Source organism: Streptomyces albipurpureus (assembly GCF_023701525.1).
Taxonomy (GTDB): Bacteria; Actinomycetota; Actinomycetes; order Streptomycetales; family Streptomycetaceae; genus Streptomyces; species Streptomyces albipurpureus.
Genome location: NZ_JAMQAW010000033.1, coordinates 38,068 through 58,892 on the forward strand (window position 1 = coordinate 38,068; position 20,825 = coordinate 58,892).

15 protein-coding genes are annotated in these 20,825 nt (G+C 70.2%); 6 read left to right on the top strand and 9 right to left on the bottom strand.

Features of this window, described 5'->3' with window-relative positions; all coding sequences use genetic code 11:
• Nucleotides 1–130: 130 nt before the first annotated feature.
• A complete protein-coding gene (locus tag NBG84_RS26690; protein WP_250922161.1) occupies nt 131–379 on the bottom strand; it encodes a hypothetical protein in 249 nt (82 codons plus the stop codon).
• Between the two features lie 393 nt (nt 380–772).
• On the opposite strand from NBG84_RS26690, the gene NBG84_RS26695 reads away from it, so the two are divergent.
• Nucleotides 773–1,453 carry a VanZ family protein gene (locus NBG84_RS26695; protein WP_250922192.1) on the top strand — a complete coding sequence of 227 codons (681 nt, stop codon included), beginning with the start codon at nt 773–775 and terminating at the stop codon, nt 1,451–1,453.
• On the opposite strand, the gene NBG84_RS26700 is transcribed toward NBG84_RS26695, so the two are convergent.
• A complete protein-coding gene (locus NBG84_RS26700) occupies nt 1,416–3,974 on the bottom strand; it encodes a helicase-associated domain-containing protein (protein WP_250922162.1) in 2,559 nt (852 codons plus the stop codon). The two genes, NBG84_RS26695 and NBG84_RS26700, sit on opposite strands and share 38 nt — an antisense overlap.
• A gap of 99 nt (nt 3,975–4,073) precedes the next feature.
• On the opposite strand from NBG84_RS26700, the gene NBG84_RS26705 reads away from it, so the two are divergent.
• Nucleotides 4,074–5,156 carry a hypothetical protein gene (locus NBG84_RS26705; protein ID WP_250922163.1) on the top strand — a complete coding sequence of 361 codons (1,083 nt, stop codon included), beginning with the start codon at nt 4,074–4,076 and terminating at the stop codon, nt 5,154–5,156.
• Nucleotides 5,157–5,441: 285 nt separating this feature from the next.
• The gene (locus NBG84_RS26710) at nt 5,442–6,077 is read left to right on the top strand and encodes an HAD family hydrolase (RefSeq protein WP_250922164.1); all 636 of its coding nucleotides are present in this window, start codon (nt 5,442–5,444) and stop codon (nt 6,075–6,077) included.
• Here NBG84_RS26710 and NBG84_RS26715 read toward each other — a convergent pair.
• On the bottom strand, nt 6,074–6,310 hold the full coding sequence (locus tag NBG84_RS26715) for a hypothetical protein (RefSeq protein WP_250922165.1): 237 nt from the start codon (nt 6,308–6,310) through the stop codon (nt 6,074–6,076). The two genes, NBG84_RS26710 and NBG84_RS26715, sit on opposite strands and share 4 nt — an antisense overlap.
• 180 nt (nt 6,311–6,490) lie before the next feature.
• Here NBG84_RS26715 and NBG84_RS40765 point away from each other — a divergent pair, with 180 nt between their 5' ends.
• Complete coding sequence (locus NBG84_RS40765) at nt 6,491–6,874, top strand: cold-shock protein (RefSeq protein WP_308312115.1); 384 nt, start codon at nt 6,491–6,493, stop codon at nt 6,872–6,874.
• Between the two features lie 48 nt (nt 6,875–6,922).
• On the opposite strand, the gene NBG84_RS26725 is transcribed toward NBG84_RS40765, so the two are convergent.
• From NBG84_RS26725 to NBG84_RS26740, 4 genes are all read right to left on the bottom strand, one after another.
• On the bottom strand, nt 6,923–7,762 hold the full coding sequence (locus tag NBG84_RS26725; protein WP_250922166.1) for a 1,4-dihydroxy-6-naphtoate synthase: 840 nt from the start codon (nt 7,760–7,762) through the stop codon (nt 6,923–6,925).
• The gene (locus NBG84_RS26730; protein ID WP_250922167.1) at nt 7,759–8,418 is read right to left on the bottom strand and encodes a futalosine hydrolase; all 660 of its coding nucleotides are present in this window, start codon (nt 8,416–8,418) and stop codon (nt 7,759–7,761) included. The genes NBG84_RS26725 and NBG84_RS26730 overlap by 4 nt, the downstream gene beginning before the upstream one ends.
• 34 nt (nt 8,419–8,452) lie before the next feature.
• Nucleotides 8,453–8,932 (bottom strand): DUF2771 domain-containing protein, encoded by a 480-nt coding sequence (locus tag NBG84_RS26735; protein WP_250922168.1) that lies wholly within the window; start codon nt 8,930–8,932, stop codon nt 8,453–8,455.
• 344 nt (nt 8,933–9,276) lie between these two features.
• Complete coding sequence (locus NBG84_RS26740) at nt 9,277–10,626, bottom strand: MFS transporter (protein ID WP_250922169.1); 1,350 nt, start codon at nt 10,624–10,626, stop codon at nt 9,277–9,279.
• Nucleotides 10,627–11,099: 473 nt separating this feature from the next.
• On the opposite strand from NBG84_RS26740, the gene NBG84_RS26745 reads away from it, so the two are divergent.
• Nucleotides 11,100–12,035 (top strand): DUF3027 domain-containing protein, encoded by a 936-nt coding sequence (locus NBG84_RS26745; protein WP_250922170.1) that lies wholly within the window; start codon nt 11,100–11,102, stop codon nt 12,033–12,035.
• An 805-nt stretch (nt 12,036–12,840) separates the two neighbouring features.
• Entirely contained in the window at nt 12,841–15,987 is a 3,147-nt protein-coding gene (locus NBG84_RS26750) for a sacsin N-terminal ATP-binding-like domain-containing protein (RefSeq protein ID WP_250922171.1), read from the top strand.
• Nucleotides 15,988–17,790: 1,803 nt separating this feature from the next.
• On the opposite strand, the gene NBG84_RS26755 is transcribed toward NBG84_RS26750, so the two are convergent.
• Both NBG84_RS26755 and NBG84_RS26760 read right to left on the bottom strand, forming a co-directional pair.
• Entirely contained in the window at nt 17,791–20,247 is a 2,457-nt protein-coding gene (locus tag NBG84_RS26755) for an HAD-IC family P-type ATPase (protein ID WP_250922172.1), read from the bottom strand.
• A 147-nt stretch (nt 20,248–20,394) separates the two neighbouring features.
• Nucleotides 20,395–20,673 (bottom strand): DUF2530 domain-containing protein, encoded by a 279-nt coding sequence (locus tag NBG84_RS26760; protein ID WP_250922173.1) that lies wholly within the window; start codon nt 20,671–20,673, stop codon nt 20,395–20,397.
• Nucleotides 20,674–20,825: the final 152 nt, after the last annotated feature.

The window sequence follows — 20,825 nt, forward strand, 5'->3', positions numbered from 1 at the left end:
CCAGGATACCCGCGCGGACCACACCGCCCCGTGGTGTCGCGTCCGCGGTCTCGCCCACCGAGTTCCCTGTGATCGTTCTCTTCGCGGATCGACCGGGGGCAGTACATCGCCGAGTGTGCCCCGGGGGCGACTACCGGCCCTTGGCGATCTGATCCACTCGGGCGTATGTCAGGTCCAGGATGGCGGCCACCTCACGCAGGGTGCGCCCCTCGCGCAGCTTGAGGACGACTTCCTGGCGCACGCCCTTCGCCTTCCTGGCGGCGTCGGGCAGCAGGGTGTCCAGCATGCGTCGTGCGGCGCGCTCGCGCTCCAGGGGGTCGGAGATCTCACCCAGTGCGGCAAGGGCGGCATCGATATGAGTGGCGATCTGATCTGACATGACGTCAACCTAGAGTGTTCCCACGACCACTGTATAGCCCTGGCTTGACATGAGTGTCTCGGCTTCCCGGGGAGGGGCCGAGGAGGCGCGCTCCGATCGATCGGCCTTCAGCTCGGCGGCTTTGGGCCAGTCCTCCGCAGATGCTCCCTGGACGGGAGTGAAGGGTGAGGGCCCGGTGCGCTCCTGTTGCGGGTCGCGGTGGATCAGCCGGAGGCCGGCCAGCGAAGGCTGGTGCCGGAGGCCATTCGGAGGCCTGATCGCGGGCTCGCGGGGCAACCGCGAGCTATGACCGTACAAAGGGGAGCACAAAGGGAAGGGGGCACTCCGGCAGTCGATTCCTCGGCGGGCCCGTCGGGTGTCTCATGGCGCACTACAGCTCTGCGTTTGCTGATCATGACAGTGGCGGTGGCCGCGCTGGTCGCGTTCTCCGTTGTGCTGGCCAGGTTGACCCTCACTCCGTCGACCGCGTCCGCCGACATCGCCGGGGCCAATCTCCAGCCAGGGAAATCCCTTCGGCAGTACGCCGAGGAGTACACCTTCCTCGCCGCCTGCAAGCAGGTCGGCGGCAATCTGCTGCTGGGAGCGCCGTTCGGAGTGATCCTGCCGGTGCTGGTGCCGCGGCGGCTGCGGATGCTCCGGATGCTGCTGCTGACCATCGGGGTGATGGTCTTCGTCGAGTTGGCGCAGGGGGCGCTCGTCGAGGGGCGGGCGTTCGACGTCGACGATGTCATCCTCAACACCAGCGGGGCGCTGATCGCCTATCTTCTGCTGGGGCGGCGCATCGGGCGTCACTTCCACCATCTGGCGGAGTCGGACCAGCGGCTGGCGGCCGAGCGGGCCGAGAAGGCCAAGCGCGCCAAGGAGCAAGAATCGGCAGCCGCGTTGGACACCCAGGACGCACGGGACGCGGGAGACCCGACGGCAGCCGTCGGGCCGCGGTCCGGGAAACCGTCCCTGCGCAAGCCGGTGTCCCGCACCGACCCCCGGAACCGGGCCAACGCGCTGGCCCGGCTCAGGGTGAGGTTCGGCGACGGGTTCAGCTCACGTCGTCCGCGAGCTCCGCGACGCCCGTGATGCGGTGGAGGGGATAGGTGCGTACCTCGTCGGCCGTATGGTCATACGCGGTCACGAAGCCGCCCTCCACCCGGACCGGCGCGATGACCCGCTGGCTCGCCGAGCCCTCGGCGTTCACATAGCCGATCCAGACCACCGATCCGGTCATCGCCGCCGCCTGGACCGTGGCCAGCGTCTCGGCCGGGGTTGATCTGGGCAGTTCACCGCTGGCCGGCTGTTGGGCCGGCTCGGACGGGGTGGGCTTGAGCGCCACCGTGGACGCCAGATCGCCCGCCCGGATCGCCTTGACCGCCGCGGTCAGCAGGGTCGTGTTCGGTACGGGTGGACCGTCGGGGACCGGGGCCGGTGGGGTGCGCGGCGGGGTGCGGCGGGCATGGGCGCGGGCGATCAGCACGGCCCCTTCCGAGGACTCCGCCGCCGGTGCGTAGCCCAGGGTCCGGAGCGCGTCGAGCAGAACGGGCGCCTCGGCTTGGGCGGCCAGCACCGTGGGGGCGATGCGCCGGAGCCCCAGCGGCTGGGAACGCCTGTCCGCGAGGATCTCATCGAGCAGGGCCTCATCGTCACAGCGGACGTACGCGGAGGCCGTGCCGACCCGTAGATGACCGTGGCGACGGGCCACATCGTCGATGAGGTAGCTCAGCGGCTGCGGTACGGGCGTACGCGAATGGGCGGCCAGGAAAGCGTGGAGGTCGGATGCCGAGCGACCGGCGTCCAGAGCGCGACGCACCGAGCCGGGGGTGAAGCGGTAGACCGTGGCGCCGCCCTTGGACTCCACGTCGGCGAGCACGGACAGGGTCTCCGCGAGCGGGCGTTTGAGCGGGCCCGGGGCGACGGCGGTGAGGTCGGCCTGGAGCAGTACGTGGTCCAGCGGCTCGGGCAGCAGCGGGGTGAGGACGGCGGCGGCTTTCCGCGCGGCCTCAGCCGAGACGGCCGCCACCTCGGCCTGGTGGGTCGGCTGGGTGGCCCCGGAGTGTTCCGCGGCGGACGCGCCCAGCAGCGCCCGCCCGTGACTCGCCAGTGCTCCCCGCCCGGTCACCCCCATGGATTCGGCCTCCGCCAGCGTCCACGCCGCGATGCGTGAGCGCAGGTCGATCGGTCCGCTCGCCCGGTCGGCGGGGTTGTTGCTGGTGATGGTGTTGGCCGCGGTGGCCGCCTGGAGCGGACGCTCCCAGCGCAACCGCGCCAGCAGGGTGTCCTGCGCCGCGGCCGTTCCCTCCGGCAACTCGGCGAGCAGTTCCAGCACTCGCAGCCTGGTCTCCACCGTCGCCGAACGGTCCAGACCGGGACCGAGTACCGAGTAGGACCGCCCCTTTCCGTCCAGGCTGCCCACCAGACCGGAGGTACGGGTCGAGGTGAGCCAGGCCTGGGCCAGCTGGGCCCAACGCCCGGCCGACGGGAGGGTGAGCCACTCGTCATAGGCGGGCGTGGGGGCGTACCGCTCGTCCGTCTCACCGTCCGATGCCAGCAACCCGGCCGCATAGGCCAACTCCAGCCAGAAGGCGGCCATCGCCTCGGTGGTGTCGAGCGCCATCGCGGCCCGTTTGAGGTCCCGTACCGAAAGCCCGCCCGCGCGCAGGACCGCGGGACCGCCCTCGTGCCAGTCCTGGAGCAGATCCTCCACCGCGGTCAGCGCGGTGAGCGCCTGGCCCGCCGCTGTCGCGTCCACCAGCTGTGGACGGCCCTCGCCGAGAGCCGACGGCGCGGCCCTGACCGCGGGCGGTACCGGCTCCGGAACGCGATGGGCCCGGCCCGCGCGCAGATGGAGGGCCACCTCCCGCGGGAGGACCACCGTGCGCGGCGAGGCGGGCAGCAGCAGCCCGCGATCGCGCAGCCAACGGACCGGCGGGGTGGGGTTCGACGTCACCTCTCCGTACGGCGGGCCCCAGACCAGCCGGTCCAGCACGGTCAGCGCCTCGGAGGGCGCGGTGTCAAGGAGGGCGGCCATGCGGTCCCGGTCGGTGAACAACGCCGTCAACCCGGCTACCGCCGATACCGGATCGTGGGTTGTTGTGAGCCCCGCCGCCGTGATGATCTGTTGAATCCGGCCGGGTGACATCCCGGATGTGGACTCTCCGACGGTCGGGCCGAGTCCCGTTGGCGACGGCCGGCTGGGTGAGGGGGCGAGTAGCTCACGGGCGGTGCGCACCAGCCGGAGGCGGTCATCGCCGCCCCAAACCAACGCCTGGGTACGCAGCAGCGCGACCGCACGCGGTAGGGCCGCTTCCACCACCTCATCGCCATCGTCGCCGGCCATCAGGGCCACCAGGGCGTCGTACGGGGCCAGATCAGGGGCCACGGCCAACGCTTCGGCGGTTTGGAGCGCAAATCTGTCGAGCCGTTCCAAGGCCCGTACGACAGACGCGCGGGTGCCCGCTCGGGTCGCCAGCTGGCTGAGATCGCTGGGTACCGGGGACAGCAGATCGGGGCGCGCGCGCAACAGTGCCGCGAGCTCCCCATCGTCTCGGGAGCGCAAGGCCTCGGCCAGTGTGCGCGGGCTGCTTCCTTCGGGTGTGGTCCCCATCCGCCCCACGGTAGCCCCTGGAGCGCTACGGTCTGGTGCAGGGCGGGCCGGACCGGGGAAGACGGAGTGGCCCGGGCAGGGAACGGCAGGGGAAAGCCTGTGGGGATCGAGAGCGATCAACTCGTCTACGACTATCTGAGCCGGGTCGGCGATCTGGCGCAGCAGCGGCAACTGTCATCCGGCACCCGCATGCAGTTGGTGTCGGCGTTGCGTGGGGAGATCGACCGCGAGCGGGCCAAGGCGATCGCGGACAATCCCGCCTCGGTGCGGCGCATCCTGGGACGGATCGGCACGCCTGACGAGGTGGTGACGGCGGCGGGATCCGGCGGTTCGGACACACCGCCCCCGTTCCCGACCGGAGCCGGGCCCGCCCCGCCCACCAGCGGCTCCGCTCCCCCTTCCGCCACACCCTCGCCAGGGCTCCCTCAGCAGCGGGTGCGCCGGCGCGTTCCGCGGCCCCGCAAGTTCTGGGCGGCCGAGTCGAACGGCGCCGTCGAGGCTTCGAGCGACCCACCGGCCCCGGCCGGTGCGCTGCCGCCGCATGTCGCGGGCCTGGACGAACTCGGTGGGTCGGGCATGGGCCCCGACGTGGACTGGTGGCGGGTCGAGTCCACCCCGTTCGGGGTGGGCGAGCGGGTCGCCGGCTTCACGGGCGGGGTGGAGATCCCGGAGATACTGAAGCCGCCACCACCTCCGGAAGACGAGACGGAAGACGAGACGGCGGAGGACGGAGTCGAGGCCGAGGCCGAGACAGCGGCGGAAGGGCGGGGGGCGTTCCGCTGGATCCGGTTTCTGCCCCGGCTCGGCCGTCGCAGGGCGGGAGTGGTCACCGAAGGCGGTAGCGGCCTCGGCAGTCCGCTGCTTCTGGTGGCCGCTGCCCTGCTGATCGCGGGCGCGCTACTGAGTTCTCTGCTGGCGCTCGGCGGTGGATGGTTGATCGCGTGGGCCTCCCGCGGGCTCACCGTCATCCAGAAGAAGATCGCGGTCCTCGGGATGCCAGGGGTGGCGGTGGCGGGCGGTCTGGTGTGGCTTTGGGGCCGTTCCAACGAGCGCTGGGGCACGGCGATCCCCACGGACGGGATGCGGGACGCGCTGGTGGAGACCTGGCCATGGGTACTGAAGGGGGCCGCTGTGGGATCGGCGCTCTATCTGGTGTGGCGGGCGCGGAAGCCGGTTGAGTGAGGCGGCGACCGTCGGTCGCCTCTCGTCATGGAGAGTAGTGAGGTGACCGGTCCGGTTGCGTGATGGCTCAGCGCGGCCCGCTCCTCACCTTGCGGTGTTCGCGCCGCCCGGGGAGTTTGTAGCCGTAGCCGTAGCCGTAGCCGTAGCCGTAGCCGTAGCCGTAGCCGTAGCCGTAGCCGTAGCCGTAGCCGTAGCCGTAGCCGTAGCCGTCGTCCGCGGTCGGAAGATGGTCGGCTGGGGCGATCAGCGGGTGGGTGTATCGGACACGCAGGCAGAATGGGCCCTATGGCTCCTGACCCGACGACGGCTCCCCTGACCATCGGCTTCGACCTCGATATGACCCTGATCGACTCCCGACCCGGAGTTCGCGCTGCGTTCATCGCGCTCTCCGCCGAGACCGGTGTGAGGATCGACGCCGATCTCGCCGTCACCCGGCTGGGACCCCCGCTGGAACAGGAGTTGGCGCACTGGTTCCCGGACGATCAGATTCAGGCCATGGGCGATCGGTACCGCGAGATCTATCCCGACCACGCGATCGCCCCCACTACGGCCCTCCGCGGTGCGCGTGAGGCGGTCGCCGCCGTGCGGGAGATCGGTGGGCGCGCGATCGTCGTCACCGCCAAGTACGAGCCCAATGCCCGCCTCCATCTCTCACACCTGGGCATCACCCCCGACGCGGTGATCGGATCGCTGTGGGCGGAGGGCAAGGCCCTGGCCCTGCGGGAGCACGGCGCGAGCGTGTACGTCGGAGATCACCTCGGCGATGTTCGCGGGGCACAGCTTGCGGGAGCCCTTGCCGTCGCGGTGCCCACCGGCCCGTGTACCGGCGCTGAGCTGCGAGAAGCCGGTGCCGAAGTGGTCCTCGACGATCTGCGGGAATTCCCGGACTGGCTGCGCGGGCACACCGCCGCGCGGGCCTAGGCGACCATCCGCGCCGCCCGCCGCTGGGCCGCGATGGACCGTAGTACGCCCGCCCCGGCGATCATGAAGCCAACGCCCATCAACATGCACACCGCATACGCGATGGGCGGAAACGGTTCGGTCCCCAGAAAGAGCGGAGCAACAGTGACCAAAGTGGCCACTGCGCCGACGATAAAGACAATCGCTCCGGCGCGGACCAGCCCATCACCCGGGGCGGAAGGAGTAGCAGTCATCCGGCCAGGGTAGTTCCCAGCAGGTACGAACCGATCCGGGACGTCTTGTCACCAGCCTCTGGACCATTAGCCTTGGGCTGGCGGGTCGGACGACCCGCTGTAGTGCTATCCAGAGCCGTTTTTCGGCGCCAAGCTTCCGGTGGCCCCAGCGCCCCAACGAGTACGAAGACGAGGACAGACGTGCCTACCGGCAAGGTCAAATGGTTCAACAGTGAGAAGGGCTTCGGCTTTCTCTCCCGGGACGACGGCGGCGACGTCTTCGTACACTCGTCAGTGTTGCCTGCCGGGGTCGATTCGCTCAAGCCCGGCCAGCGCGTGGAGTTCGGCGTGGTCGCCGGACAGCGAGGCGATCAGGCGCTCTCCGTGACGGTCCTGGACCCCACCCCCTCCGTCGCTGCCGCCCAGCGGCGCAAACCCGATGAACTGGCCTCCATCGTCCAGGATCTGACGACCCTCCTGGAGAACATCACCCCGATGCTGGAGCGCGGTCGCTATCCCGACAAGGTCCATGGCGCCAAGATCGCGGGTCTGCTCAGGGCGGTGGCGGATCAGCTCGACGTCTGAGCCCGATATGAAGCCCTGGCCATGGCTTGGCCATGATGTGCCAGGGGCCTATGTGAATGCCAGCGCATCCCGGCCGAGGGGCGGTACGAGCCCTTCGGCCGCCGCGCGTGTCAGTAGCCCGCGCACCGCCGCATAGCCGTCCTCGCCGAGGTCGGCCGTGAACTCGTTGACGTAGAGCCCGATGTGCTGATCGGCGACCGTTGCCGACATCTCCTGGGCATGCGCCCGCACATACGGCCGGGAGGCCTCGGGGTCGTCCCATGCCATGCGTACCGAGGTACGGATGGTGTCGGCCAGCCGCTGCAGGGTCTCCGCGCCCAGCGAACGCTTGGCGATGATCGCGCCGAGGGGGATGGGCAGGCTGGTCGTGGACTCCCAGTGCTCGCCCAGATCGACGAGACGGTGAAGTCCGTAGTTCTGATAGGTGAACCGGGCCTCGTGGATCACCAGCCCGGCGTCCACCTTGCCCTCCCGCACCGCCGGCATGATCTCGTGGAACGGCATCACGACCACCTCGCCGACCCCGCCGGGCACCAGGTCAGCGGCCCACAGCCGAAACAGCAGATACGCCGTCGAACGCTCGCTCGGTACCGCGATGGTCTTCCCCGCCAGATCCAGCCCCGGCGTACGGGCCAGGACGAGCGGGCCGCAACCGCGGCCCAGGGCCCCGCCGCAGGGCAGTAGGGCGTAGTCGTCCAGGACCCAGGGGAGCACCGCGTAGGACACCTTGAGGATGTCGTACTCCCCGCGCTCGGCCATCCCGTTGGTGAGGTCGATATCGGCGAACGTCACCTCGACGGCGGGGCCGCCGGGGACCCGGCCGTGTGCCCAGGCGTCGAAGACGAAGGTGTCGTTCGGGCAGGGCGAGTACCCGATGCGCAGGGTCATGGCGACTCCTCCAGAAGCGGGCCGAGGGCTCGGAAGGCGCCCTTCAGCGAGGTGAGGGCCTCTCCGACGCGCCAGGCGGGTCGGTCCCGCGGGCCCACCGCATTGGAGATCGCCCGGATCTCAAGCACCGGGACGCCCTGGAGGGCGGCGGCTTCGGCAACGCCGAAACCCTCCATCGCCTCGGCGCCGGCACCCGGGTGACGTGAGCTCAGCTCGGCGGCACGGGCAGCGGTGCCGGTGACGGTCGACACGGTGAGCACCGGAGCGTGCAGGGCGCCCAGCGCCTCGGCCGCGCGGGCGGCGAAGGCCGCGGGCGGACGGTGGGTGGTCCGGCCGAAGCCGAGTTCGACGACGGGCAGAAAACCATCGGCGGTCTCGGCGCCGAGGTCCGCTGCCACCAGGGCATCGGCGACGACGAGCGAGCCGACGGGCGCCTGGGGCTGGAACCCGCCGCCGATGCCCGCGGAGATCACCAGGTCGTACGGGGACGCGGCCAGCGCGGTCGCGGTGCTCGCCGCGGCGGCGGCCGGGCCCACGCCACCGGCCAGGACGACCACCCGGTGTGCGGGGTCGACCGAGTCCACCAGGGCGGCGGACAGCCCCGCGGCGACGGAGTCGGCCTCCGCCGCCACCGCGGTCATGACGAGTACGCGCACGGCCAGTCCCCTGAGATCAGGCGGTCCCCCGAGGTCAGGACTTCTTCTCCAACGTGAAGTGCCAGACCCCGAGCTGCTTGCTGCCCTTGGTCTCGACGATGCTCACATTCACCTTCTTCACCGGCTGACCGGTCTGAGAGGCGAAGAAGGCTCCGGCCTGAATGGACCGGTAGGTCTTCTTGAACGGCTCTTCCTCGGCCCGCTGACCGCCCAGGTAGAGCATCCAGCCGTTCTCCGCGATGGTGGTGTCGACACCGAAGCGGATCTGGTCGTCGAGGTCGACCTTGATGGTCTTTCCGGTGGTCTTGCTGATGCACTCCTGAGCCTTGGACTCCGCGAGGGCCTTGCCGTCGTTGTAGCAAGTCGCCTCGGAGTTGACGGATTCCGTCCCCACCGTGATGGTCGCCAGTGGCGTCGGCTTGTCGCAGCCGGAGAGTACGAGGAGCCCGGCGGAGACGGCGCCGAGGGTGGCAGCGGCCCGGCGGCGCTTACCGGAGAAGAACGCAACGGTCATGGCCGAAAGGCTATCGGTCCCGCCGCGCTTGGTTGTGTGGGGGTCCGGCGCGCCGCCCGCACGCCTCGCCAAGTCGACGCCCCACGGGCGGGCTGACGGCTCCTGACCGCGCATGGCCGCCCCATCGGGCAGGCGGCCTGCCCGGGGGCGACAAGAGGGCGCCCCAGCACCCCTGGAGGCGTCCTGCGCCCGCTCCCGCCCTCGCCGGGGAGACCCGAGCCGGAGCCTTCCTGCCGGAACCTTGGGCCTCGGTCCGTTGCGGCGCGGCCGGCTCCACCGGCTCACCGATCGGCCGGGGCAGGGGCGCGGGAAGGTACCCGGCCCCATCCACGGGTCCCACGGAGTTACGCCACCCGCGGCCTTGGGCTGCCGCCTCCGTGGGCCGCGTTCAGCAGCCCCCGCACCGAGACGGTCGCTCCGGTGAAGACGATCGCGGCGGCCATGGACATCCCCAGGACGCCATTCAGCGGCAGCACGATCCCGATCGCCCCGCCCACCACCCAGGACATCTGCAACAGCGTCTCCGACCGGGCGAAGGCGGAGGTACGGATCTCCTCCGGGACATCCCGCTGGATCGTCGCGTCCAGGGACAGCTTCGCCAGCGCCTGACAGAGCCCCGCCGTCGCCCCCAGCACCGCCACCATCCCGGCGCCGAAGAAGACGGCCGCCATGATCGCGGCCGTCAGCACCATGCCCTGCACGGTCGCGATGATCATCTCTGGGGCCCGGGCCTTGAGCCAGGCGCCGATCGCGGTGCCGAGCGCGTTGCCCGCGCCCGCGGCGACACCGACGATCCCCATCGACAGGGCGGCGCTCTGCCCATCGAGCGGATGTTCCCGCAGGAGGAAGGCCAAGAAGAAGATCAAAAACCCGGAGAGCATCCGAAACGCGGCATTCGCCTGGAGCCCATGGAGCACGGACGGGCCCACCGACCGCAGCGAGGGCCTCTTCTCCCCGTGAGCGAGGATGCGAACCGTGCGCTCCCCCTTCGCCGAATCCACCTTGGGCGGCATCCGCAGCGCCCAGTACGTACCCAACAGAAACAGCGCACACGCCCCGTACAGCGGCCACTGATGGCCCACCTGTTGCAGCCCGGCCGCGATGGGCGCGGCGACACCTGTCGCCAGCAGACCGGCGAGCGTGACCCGGGAATTCGCCTTCACCAGGGAGAACCGCGGAGGCAGCAGCCGCGGTACGACCGCGCTGCGGACCACCCCGTACGCCTTCGAAGCGACCAGCACGCCGAGCGCGGCCGGATACAGCTCAAGGCCCCCGGTCGCCACCAACCCCGACATCAGCACGGCCAGCACGGCCCGTGTCAGCATCGCGCCGGCCATCGCGGCGCGGCGGCCGTGGGGAATGCGGTCCAGCAACGGGCCGATCACCGGCGCGAGCAAGGCGAAGGGAGCGAGGGTGATGGCCAGGTAGAGCGTGACCCGGCCGCGAGCCTCGTCCGTCGGTACGGAAAAGAACACGGTGGATGCCAGCGCGACGGTGATCATGACATCGCCCGCGCCGTTCACGGCATGCAGTTCGATGAGTTTCCCAAGACCCGACTCGCCCGCGCCGTGCGCATGAGTCGCCTTGCGGATTCCGCGCGCCGTTCCCGTGAACGGCAGGTGCAGAGCGCGGCCGACGGCCCGGCCCGCTCTGCTGAACGGGCCGGGCCTGCTCGACGAGCTTGCGGCTGCCACCTGGCCCATAGTGCCCCAAGGGCAGCCCTGAGGAGGCGTGATGCGGCGTTGTCCCATTTTCTTCTGCTGCCACAATTCACCCAGGAGTACCGCTTCGATGCGGTGCACACGTGCTGACGCCGAACCAGGCCCCGACCCGCCTCGGTCAAGTGCCCTTGGCGACTCATTGATGTCTCGTTGATGTCTCGGTGACGTCTCAGTGGTCGCTGATCGGCTTCTGATCGGCCCCTTCTTGGGGCGCGCAGGTGGGCTCCACGCTGTGAAGGGGGTAGCGTGCGTAGCGCGCCACCGGCGATTGTTCTCGGCCGCGCTCCTCGTCGTCATCCCGCAGAATGGATGGCGGTAGGTGTGCCCGGGACGGGTTGGTCTGGGCGCGGACGTTGATGCGGCCCCCTGGTCCGCTCCGCCTGCGGCCCGTACCTCGCGAATCGGTCGGCGCACCCGTGAGACGGCGTAGGAGAGAAGCGAGACCTGTGAGTGCTGCGACGACGCGAAGCCGAACCCCCGACCGTCTGTGCGCCGAGGCGGTAGACCTCGCCCGGGAGGCGGCCGAGGAGGCCGCGGCCCCAGGGGTGGTCGGTGAGCATGTGTCCCTGGTGTCGGAGGGGGACCGTGTCGTCACGCACTTCTTTGAGTGCGAGGAACTGGGCTACCGCGGCTGGCGCTGGGCGGTGACCGTGGCCCGGGCGTCCCGGGCCAAGATCGTCACTGTCGACGAAACCGTCCTGCTGCCGGGCCCTGACGCGCTGCTCGCCCCCGAATGGGTGCCTTGGAGCGAACGGCTGCGCCCGGGGGACATGGGCCCCGGTGATCTGCTGCCGACCGAGGCGGAGGACCTGCGCCTTGAGCCCGGCTTCTCCGGCGAGGACGCCCCCCCGCCGAACTCGATCATCGCCGAGACCTCACAGGAGCTGGCCGACCGAGTCGAGGCGGAGGACGCGGAACTCACCGACCGTGCCCCCGCGGACACGGTTCTGAACGCGCGTGGCGAGCTCGCCGCGATCGCCGAGGAACTGGGCATGCGCCGGGCCCGAGTGCTGTCCCGATACGGACTGCACATCGCGGCGGACCGCTGGGACGAGGCCTTCGGCCCCAAGACCCCGATGGCGCAGGCAGCGCCCGCCGCCTGTGTGACCTGCGGGTTCCTGGTACCGATGGCGGGGTCGCTACGGCAGGCGTTCGGCGTGTGCGCCAATGAGTTCTCGCCAGCGGACGGGCGGGTGGTGTCGCTGGCCTACGGATGCGGCGGCCACTCGGAGGCCGCGGTGATGCCCAAGCCGCCGCAGCCCGCACCGCACGTCTTTGACTCCATGGGCACGGATGAGTTCCGACTCCACCCGGACCGGGAGGGCGGCTCCGTGTCGGCGGTCGGCCAGAACGGCGCGGACGACGATCTCGGCCACTCCTGACCAGGCCCCTGCCTTCTTCCCGGCCCCGCACCCATGTGGAGGTTGACGGCGGGGTTGCCAGCGCGTGGCGCTGCCCGTAGGCCCGTACGGCAGAACGGATGGCCCTGCGCGGCACCAACGCCAGGGGCGCCAGCGCGAGCCATGGCGCCGGAACCGGTCGGGGTTTTGCGAACGGGGAACTGGTCGGGGTACTCCGAGCACTTCCCCGTTCGGGACCGGTCGGGGTTTCCCGAGCAGTTCCCCGTGCGGGACCGGCACGAGGTCCGAGGCTCCCCTCGGTGATCGGTGATCGGTGATCGGTGATCGGTGATCGGTGATCGGCGGATTCAGGCCAGATTTTCGGTATCCCAGCTCCTCCAGAAGGATCAGCGTGTGAGCCCTCGCCGGACCCTGGCCGAGGAACCTCTCCCGGCCCTCACCGAACACCCGCACCCATCGAGGCGGACAGCGCGACCTACCTCGGCATCGGCCGGGCGGCAGAACCCGTCCTGCTGACTCGGGGCGGCGCCCAGCGGGCGGCAAGCCGCCCGGAGCTCGCAGAACACCCAGCTCCGCGGGCTGTTCCAGCAGACCTCGGATGACTGCGCCGGGGCAGACGCGCCCGCGCGCGGCCCCGGCAGTGCGTATGCCCGGGGAGTTCCGGGCGGGTGCACGCCCACCCGCGACCCGCCCTGACCCACCCTTCACCCTCCCGGCGGGATAGCGTCACCTCCCTTGCGGGAAACGCTTCCCGCCACCCACGCGGTACGTTCGGGACCAGTAGAGCCGCACCAGAGCGCGTCACCGGAAAGAGCGGAGTCACACCGTGAGCGTCACGACCACCGAGGGCGCCGACCCGTTCGCGACCGCACGGCTGCGGCAGGGAGTCCTGGACGCCTGGAGCGCCAGCCCCGCCCGGTTCCGCGAGGACGCCAACGCCGAAGAGGACCTCGTCCTTGGCGGCTACCGCGACCGCCTCATCGTCGAACTGGCGCAGAACGCCGCCGACGCCGCCGCCCGGGCCGAAGTCCCCGGCCGGCTGCGACTCACCCTCAAGCCCGCGGTGGAAGACACCCCCGCCGTCCTGGCCGCCGCCAACACCGGCGCCCCCCTCGACGCGGTCGGCGTCGAATCCCTCAGCACTCTGCGCGCCTCCGCCAAACGGGACACCCAGGACAGCAGCGTCGGCCGCTTCGGCGTCGGATTCGCCGCCGTACTCGCGGTGAGTGATGAACCCTCCGTCATCGGCCGCCACGGAGGCGTCCGATGGTCCCTCGCCGAGGCCCGCAACCTCGCCGATGAAGCCGCCCAGGCCAGCCCCGGCCTCGGCGAGGAGCGCCGGCGCCGCGACGGCCATGTGCCCCTGCTGCGGCTCCCGCTACCCGCCGAAGGCACCGCTCCCGACGGCTATGACACCGTCGTCGTCCTCCCGTTGCGCGATGGCTCAGCCGTCGATCTCGTCGAACGCCTGCTCACCGACATCGACGATGCCCTGCTGCTCACCCTCGACGGTCTCGTCGAGATCGTGATCGAGGCACCCGACGGCGTACGCACCCTCCGGCGTTCCGCTGAGGGCCCGTACATCCAGATCCGGGACAGCCGACATGGCGACCGGCGCTGGCGGGTCGTCAGCCACAGTGGGGAAACCGCCTCCGAACTGCTCGTCGACCGCCCGGTGGAGGAGCGGTTGCGGCCGCACTGGACCGTCACCTGGGCGGTACCCGTCGACGCCGAGGGCGCGCCCACCCGACCGCGCACCGAGCCGGTCGTCCACGCGCCCACGCCCACCGATGAACCGCTGGGCGTCCCCGCGCTGCTGATCGCCTCGCTGCCGCTGGACACCACCCGCCGGCACCCCGCCCCCGGCCCGCTCACCGACTTCCTGGTGGAACGCGCCGGTCACGCCTACGCGGAACTCCTCGGCGGCTGGGAGCCGGTCACCACCGGCACCATCGACCTCGTCCCCGGCCCGCTCGGCAAGGGCGGCCTGGACAGCGCCCTGCGGGAGGCGATCCTCGCGCTGCTGCCGCGTACCGCCTTCCTCAAGGCCGCAGCGCCCCGGGGCGACTTCAACGGCGCGGACATCGGGCTGCCGGACCGTCAGGCACCCGGTGCGCTGCGGCCGATCGAAGCCGAAGTCCTGGAAGGCGCCGGCGCCGAGACGGTCGAGGTACTGGCCGAGGTGCTGCCCAGCCTGCTCCCCGCCGGGCAGGAGCGCCGGGTGGAGCTGCGGACCCTCGGGGTCGCCCGGGTGCCTTTGACCGAGGCGATCGACCGCCTCGCCGGACTTGAGCGCCAACCCGAGTGGTGGCGGCGGCTCTACGACAGCCTCGCCGGAGTCGACCCCGACCGGCTCACGGGACTGCCCGTTCCGCTGGCCGACGGCCGTACGGTCATCGGCCCCAGGCAGACCCTGCTGCCGCTGGCCGACACCCCGCCCCGCCTCGCCCGACTGGGCCTGAAGGTCGTTCACCCCGATGGCGCCCACCCGCTGCTGGAGAAACTGGGCGCACTGCCCGCCACCCCGCGGGCCGTACTGACGACTCCCCAGGTCCGGGCGGCGGTCGCCGGATCACTCGACGAGGGCGAGATCTGGGATGAGGACGCCCCCGACGCCGAGGAACTCGCCGACACCGTCCTGGCGCTGGTCCGCGATGCCGACCTCGAACCCGGCGACGAACCCTGGCTCGGGGCACTGGCCCTGCCCGACGAAGAGGGCGAACTGGCACCGGCCGGCGAGCTCGTCCTGCCGGGCAGCCCGTTCGCTCTGGTGATGCGTCGCGATGAGCTCGCCCTGTGCGATGCCGACCTCGCCGCCCGCTGGGGCGAGCAGCCACTGGCGGCCTGCGGTGTGCTCGCGAACTTCGCCCTCGTCCGGGCCGCCGATGTCGTCCTCGACCCCGATGAACTCGAACCCCGCGAGGGCGAATACGCGGAACCCGATGACGCCGGACTCCTCGACGCGGTCGACGTCTGGTGCGAGGACGTCCTCGACCAACTGCCCGAGACTCCGGTGCCCCCCGTCGCCACGGAGATCGTCGCCGTCCGCGACCTCGACCTGGTCGATGACGACTGCTGGCCGCAGGCTCTGGCACTCCTCGCCCAACCGCCGCTACGTGACGCACTGACCCAGCCCGTACGCGTACTGCTGCCCGACGGTACGACGCAGACCGTACGGTCCTACACCGCGTGGTGGCTGCGAGACCACCCGGTCCTGGACGGCCGCCGCCCCGCTGGCCTTCGGGCCGCGAGCGGCGACGCGCTGCTCGACGGGCTGTACGAGGCCGTGGACGCGACGGGCTTCGACGACGCGCAGGTACTGCGAGCCCTGGGCGTACGCACTACGGTCGCCGCACTCCTTGATGAGCCGGGCGGTGCGGCGGAGCTACTGGGCCGACTGGCCGACCCCGAACTTCCCGTACGCCCCGCCCAACTGCACGGCCTCTACACCGCCCTGGGAGACCTCGACCCGGAACAGGTCACGCTCCCCGACGAGCTACGCGCCGTGGTGGACGGCGAAGCCCGGGTCGTCGACGCCTCTGACGCGGTGATCGCCGACACCCCCGATCTGCTGCCCCTCACCAGCGGCCTGCCCTTGCTTCCGGTAGCCCCCGAGCGGGCCGCTGAGCTCGCGGAACTGCTCCAGGTACGGCTGCTGAGCGAGACCGTCACGGCAGAAGTCACCACCGAGGGCGAGGAGCACGCGGTACCCGATTCGGTCCGCGCCCTCCTGGGCGCCCGCACTCTCCAGACCTACATCGAACACGAGGAACTGATCGCGGGCGGCACCGAACTCGAATGGCGCCGCACACCGGACGGAGCCCTCCACGCCTCGACCCTGGAGGGAGTCGCCGCCGGCCTCGCCTGGTCAGCCGGCCAATGGCCGCGCCGCTTCGAGGTAGCAGCACTTCTGGAGGACCAGTCCCGGACGGGGGAGCTGGGGCGGGACAGATGGTTTGATCCGCTCCGCTAGGGGGCTGTGCTGGGGGCTTTGGTTCTTGAGGTGGGGGCTCCCGTGTTGGGTGTCCTCACCCGGGGTGGGGGTTCCGTCCTCAATCGCCGGACGGGCTGGGGTTGCCCCTTGCCGGGGGTGCTTGGGCCTGGGGCCCTGAGCACACGGGCTGTACGTCCCCGTGTTGGGTGTGCCCACCTGGGGTGGAGGGTTCCGTCCTCAAACGCCGGACGGGCTGGATTGGTCTGCCGGGACGGGGGCGCCAGGGCCTAGCGCCTTGGCCCATCAGCAGGGCACACCCATGATCGATGTCCCCACCCAAGGCGAAAGGTTCCGTCCTCAAAGGCCGGACAGGCTGAATTGGTCTGGCCTTCGAGGTGTTCTTCTGCGCTGGGGCTGCTGGTGGTCGAGGTTCTGGGTCGCCCGGACTGAGGGGTCTTGTTCTGTGGTGGTTGGGGGGTGCTATCGGGGGTGACTCCTCAGCGTCGACGGCCTGAAGCGACTCCGAGCCGACCAGGCTCTCTTGCCGTCGATCGCTTCCGGGGACACCCCCTGCGCGCCCCCACGCCGAGACTTGCTCTCGTTGCCCCTGGGGACCTGTCCGTCGGAGGAACCAGGGGACACCTCCTGCGCGTGCCTCCACCGCCAAGGGCTGGTGTCACTTGCCCCCGAGGCTCCTGTCTCGTCGAGAAGCCAGGGGCTGGTTTTCCGGTGTTCCCTGTGGCGTGTCTGCCTGCGGGTTGTTGTTCTTAGCCGGGGTCTCTCAGCCTGGTTTCTGCGTCGCTTCATCTCGGCGGTGATGGGGAAGGAGGTCTCAGCGCTCTCTTGTCTGGTGTTCCACGTGCGACTGAAGGCACACTCAGGGTGCTCTTGATCCGTGGTGGGGGAGGGTGTGCGATCCCGGGCCTGGGGTCGTGGTCCTCGTACCCGGCCCTAGCGCTGGCACTGCCCATGGGCCAGGACGGCCATGGACGCACCCACTCGGCCTGTCCGGCGTTTTGCGGATTCACTCCCATCCCCAACCGGCCCCTCAGCCAGGGAATCCACTCAGACTTGTCCAGCCCCTGGGCGGCAAGGGGCCACCACACACTCGGACCCATCTGCCCTTTGTTCCTCGATGGGCCCGACACCCTCCGCCAGGGACACCTGGTTTCGGATGGGGGCGCGCAGGGGGTGTCCCCGGAAGCGATCGACGGCAAGACCCGCACGCCGGACCAAAGGAGCTCCAGGCCGTCGACGCTGAGGAGTCACCCCCGATAGCACCCCCCAACCACAGCAAAGACAAGCTCCTAGCCCGGGAGACCCAGGACCTCGACCACCAGCAACCCCAGCGCAGAAGAACACCTCGAAGGCATACCAATTCAGCCTGTCCGGCCTTTGAGGACGGAACCTTTCGCCTTGGGTGGGGACATCGATCATGGGTGTGCCCTGCTGATGGGCCAAGGCGCTAGGCCCTGGCGCCCCCGTCCCGGCAGACCAATCCAGCCCGTCCGGCGTTTGAGGACGGAACCCTCCACCCCAGGTGGGCACACCCAACACGGGGACGTACAGCCCATGTGCTCAGGGCCCCAGGCCCAAGCACCCCCCCGCCGGGGGCAACCCCAGCCCGTCCGGCGTTTGAGGACGGAACCCTTCACCCCGGGTGAGGACACCCAACACGGGAGCCCCCACCCCAAGAACCAAGGCCCAAGGCCCAGGCCCAAGCACCCCCTGCAGGGGGCAACCCCAGCCCGTCCGGCGTTTGAGGACGGGAACCCCCACCCCGGTGAGGACACCCAACACAGGAGCCCCCACCCCAAGAACCAAGCCCCGACAGGGGCAAGTTCACCGCACCCGTCGATCAACCCAGCGCCAGCTGACCTCCAGAAGCAGCGCCCCCACCCCCGCCACCCCCACCGCCGTCCACGGCATCACCGTCCCCACCAGCTTGAGGGCGAAGAATTCCTGGAGCCAGGGCACGACGAGCACGATCACAAAACCCAACGCCATGGTGCCCACCAGGCAGATACGCCACCAGGTGTAGGGCCTGGCGACGATGGCGAGGACCCAGAGGGAGACCAGGAAGAGGGTGAGGGTGGCCGCGCTGGTTTCCGCGTCCAAGGAGTGGGGGCCGGTGTAGTGGGAGCGGGCGAGGAGGTAGGTGCAGAAGGTGGCCGCAGCCGCGATGATCCCCGCGGGGATGGCGTATCGCATGACCCTGCGTACGAAGTGCGGTTGGGCCCGTTCCTTGTTGGGGGCCAGGGCGAGGAAGAACGCGGGGACGCCGATGGTGAGGGTGGAGAGCAGGGTCAGATGGCGGGGCAGGAAAGGGTACTCGACCTGGCTGCAGACGACGAGGATCGCCAGCAGCACCGAGTAGACCGTCTTGGTCAGGAAGAGGGTGGCGACTCGGGTGATGTTGCCGATCACCCGCCGACCCTCGGCCACTACTGACGGCAGGGTGGCGAAGCTGTTGTTGAGCAGCACGATCTGCGCGACTGCTCGGGTCGCCTCGGAGCCGGAGCCCATGGCCACGCCGATGTCGGCGTCCTTGAGGGCGAGTACATCATTGACGCCGTCGCCGGTCATGGCGACGGTGTGACCGCGGGACTGGAGTGCCCCCACCATGTCCCGCTTCTGCTGCGGGGTGACTCGACCGAACACCGAGCCCGTGTCCAGCTCGCTCGCCATCGCCTCCTTCTCGGCGGGGAGCCTGCGGGCGTCCACGGTGTTCTCGGCGCCCGGGAGGCCGAGTTTGGCGGCGACCGCGCCCACCGACACCGCGTTGTCCCCGGAGATGACCTTCGCGGCGACGTCCTGTTCGGCGAAGTAGCGCAGGGTGTCGGCGGCGTCGGGGCGTAGCCGTTGTTCGAGGACGACCAGCGCGGTGGCCTGTGCTCCCTTGGCGATGTCGGGGGAGTCGAGGTCCCCCGGGGTACGGGCGAGCAGGAGCACTCGTAGGCCCTGCTGATTGAGCTGTTCGGTTTCTGCGAGCGCGGGGTCGCCGTCGGGGAGCAGCACGTCCGGTGCGCCCAGGAGCCAGGTGGTCGTCAGGTGGTCGTCGGCGAGCTGGGCCCCGCTGTACTTGCGGGCCGATGAGAACGGCAGCGACCGGACCGGCTTGAGGCGGCCGCTGTCCGGATAGGCGTCGATGACTGCCTGGAGGGAGGCGTTGGGGCGGGGGTCGGAGGCGCCGAGGGCGCCCAGAACCTGGCGTACGGATGTCTCGTCGGCGTCGCCCAGTGGACGTAGCTCGGTGACGTCCATCCCGCCTTCGGTGAGCGTGCCGGTCTTGTCGAGGCAGACCACATCGACCCGGGCGAGCCCTTCGATCGCGGGTAGCTCCTGCACCAGGCATTGCTTGCGGCCGAGCCGGACGACTCCGATGGCGAAGGCGACCGAGGTCAGCAGCACCAGGCCCTCAGGGATCATCGGCACGATTCCGCCGACGGTCCTGGCGATGGAGTTCTTGAAGTTGTCGTCCTTGGCGACGAGCTGGCTGATGATGAGTCCGGTGGCGGTGGGCACCATCATCCAGGTCACGTACTTGAGGATGGTGCTGATACCGCTGCGCAGCTCGGAGTGGACGAGGGTGAAGCGGGATGCCTCTTCGGCGAGTTGGGCGGCGTAGGCTTCCCGGCCCACCTTCGTCGCTTCGAACGCCCCACCGCCGGCGACGACGAAGCTGCCGGACATCACGGGGTCGCCGGGTTGCTTGACCACCGGATCGGCTTCGCCTGTCAGCAGGGACTCATCGATCTCCAGGCTGTCCGCCTCGGCGACCACTCCGTCGACGACGACCTTGTCCCCGGGCCCGAGTTCGATGAGGTCGCCGAGGACGATGGCGGAGGTGGAGAGTTCGGTTGCGGCCCCGTCGCGCCGTACCGTCGGCCGGGCCTCGCCGATGACCGCGAGTCCATCGAGGGTCTTCTTCGCGCGCAACTCCTGGATGATGCCGATTCCGGTGTTGGCGATGATCACAAAGCCGAAGAGGCTGTCCTGGATCGGGGCGACGAAGAGCATGATCACCCAGAGGACGCCGATGATGGCGTTGAAGCGGGTGAAGACATTGCCGCGGACGATGTCGACGGTGGAGCGGGAGGAGCGGATGGGTACGTCGTTGACCTCGCCGCGCGCCCTGCGTTCGGCGACCTCCGCGGTGGTGAGGCCGGAGGAGGGGGTGCCTTGGGCGCTTCGGGCTTCGGGTGGTCGCACCGGGTGTACGGGGTCGAGTTCGGCGCCCGCGTTGGAGGGGCCGCCCGGCTCGGGGCCGTCCGTGTCGATCCTTGCCCGCTGACTCATGGTTCGTACGGTACGGCGGGGTAGACGGCTTCACCCGCCGGGACCTGACGGCAGGCCGGAACCGAATGATCAGTGGCCGTGTCATGCGCCGAGCCGGACGGTGGCCACAGCTGGTTCACGCCATTTCGGGAGCGGGCGGCAGTCCGGTCAGTTCTGCGGAGACTCCGCTGATGCCCGCTCTGCTGCCTTGGCGCGCTTGATCGCCCTATCTCGCTTACGTACGTACCAGATGCCGATCAGTCCCAGCCCGCTACCGGCCAGGCAGGTCCACACCCACCACATCAGATCGCGGTCGGCGAACCAGTTGTAGAACGGGATCTGCACCAGGAAGAGGACGAACCAGACGATGGTGCCGCCGGTGATGGTGGCGACGACGGGCCCCTCCAGGGGCTCGGGTGCCTCGTGCTTGGGGGTCCACTTCGCCATGCGGACAGTGTAGGCGGCGGTGATCTAGGCCGATCGCAGCCGGGAACGCCCAGGGCCGCTGGTGTCTACGCGCGGAGATAGCTTTCTCTTCTTTATATGTTCATACTGAAACGGTTTGCTATTGACTGGATTCATTCGTATGAAGACACAAA

Bases quoted from the DNA above. Each gene is read 5' to 3' on its own strand.
- NBG84_RS26725 (WP_250922166.1), bottom strand. From the start codon at position 7,762: ATGACCCTGCGCATCGGGTACTCGCCCTGCCCGAACGACACCTTCGTC.
- NBG84_RS26690 (WP_250922161.1), bottom strand. From the start codon at position 379: ATGTCAGATCAGATCGCCACTCATATCGATGCCGCCCTTGCCGCACTG.
- NBG84_RS26710 (WP_250922164.1), top strand. From the start codon at position 5,442: ATGGCTCCTGACCCGACGACGGCTCCCCTGACCATCGGCTTCGACCTC.
- NBG84_RS26760 (WP_250922173.1), bottom strand. From the start codon at position 20,673: ATGGCGAAGTGGACCCCCAAGCACGAGGCACCCGAGCCCCTGGAGGGG.
- NBG84_RS26700 (WP_250922162.1), bottom strand. From the start codon at position 3,974: ATGGGGACCACACCCGAAGGAAGCAGCCCGCGCACACTGGCCGAGGCC.
- NBG84_RS26715 (WP_250922165.1), bottom strand. From the start codon at position 6,310: ATGACTGCTACTCCTTCCGCCCCGGGTGATGGGCTGGTCCGCGCCGGA.
- NBG84_RS26695 (WP_250922192.1), top strand. From the start codon at position 773: ATGACAGTGGCGGTGGCCGCGCTGGTCGCGTTCTCCGTTGTGCTGGCC.
- NBG84_RS26755 (WP_250922172.1), bottom strand. From the start codon at position 20,247: ATGAGTCAGCGGGCAAGGATCGACACGGACGGCCCCGAGCCGGGCGGC.
- NBG84_RS26735 (WP_250922168.1), bottom strand. From the start codon at position 8,932: ATGACCGTTGCGTTCTTCTCCGGTAAGCGCCGCCGGGCCGCTGCCACC.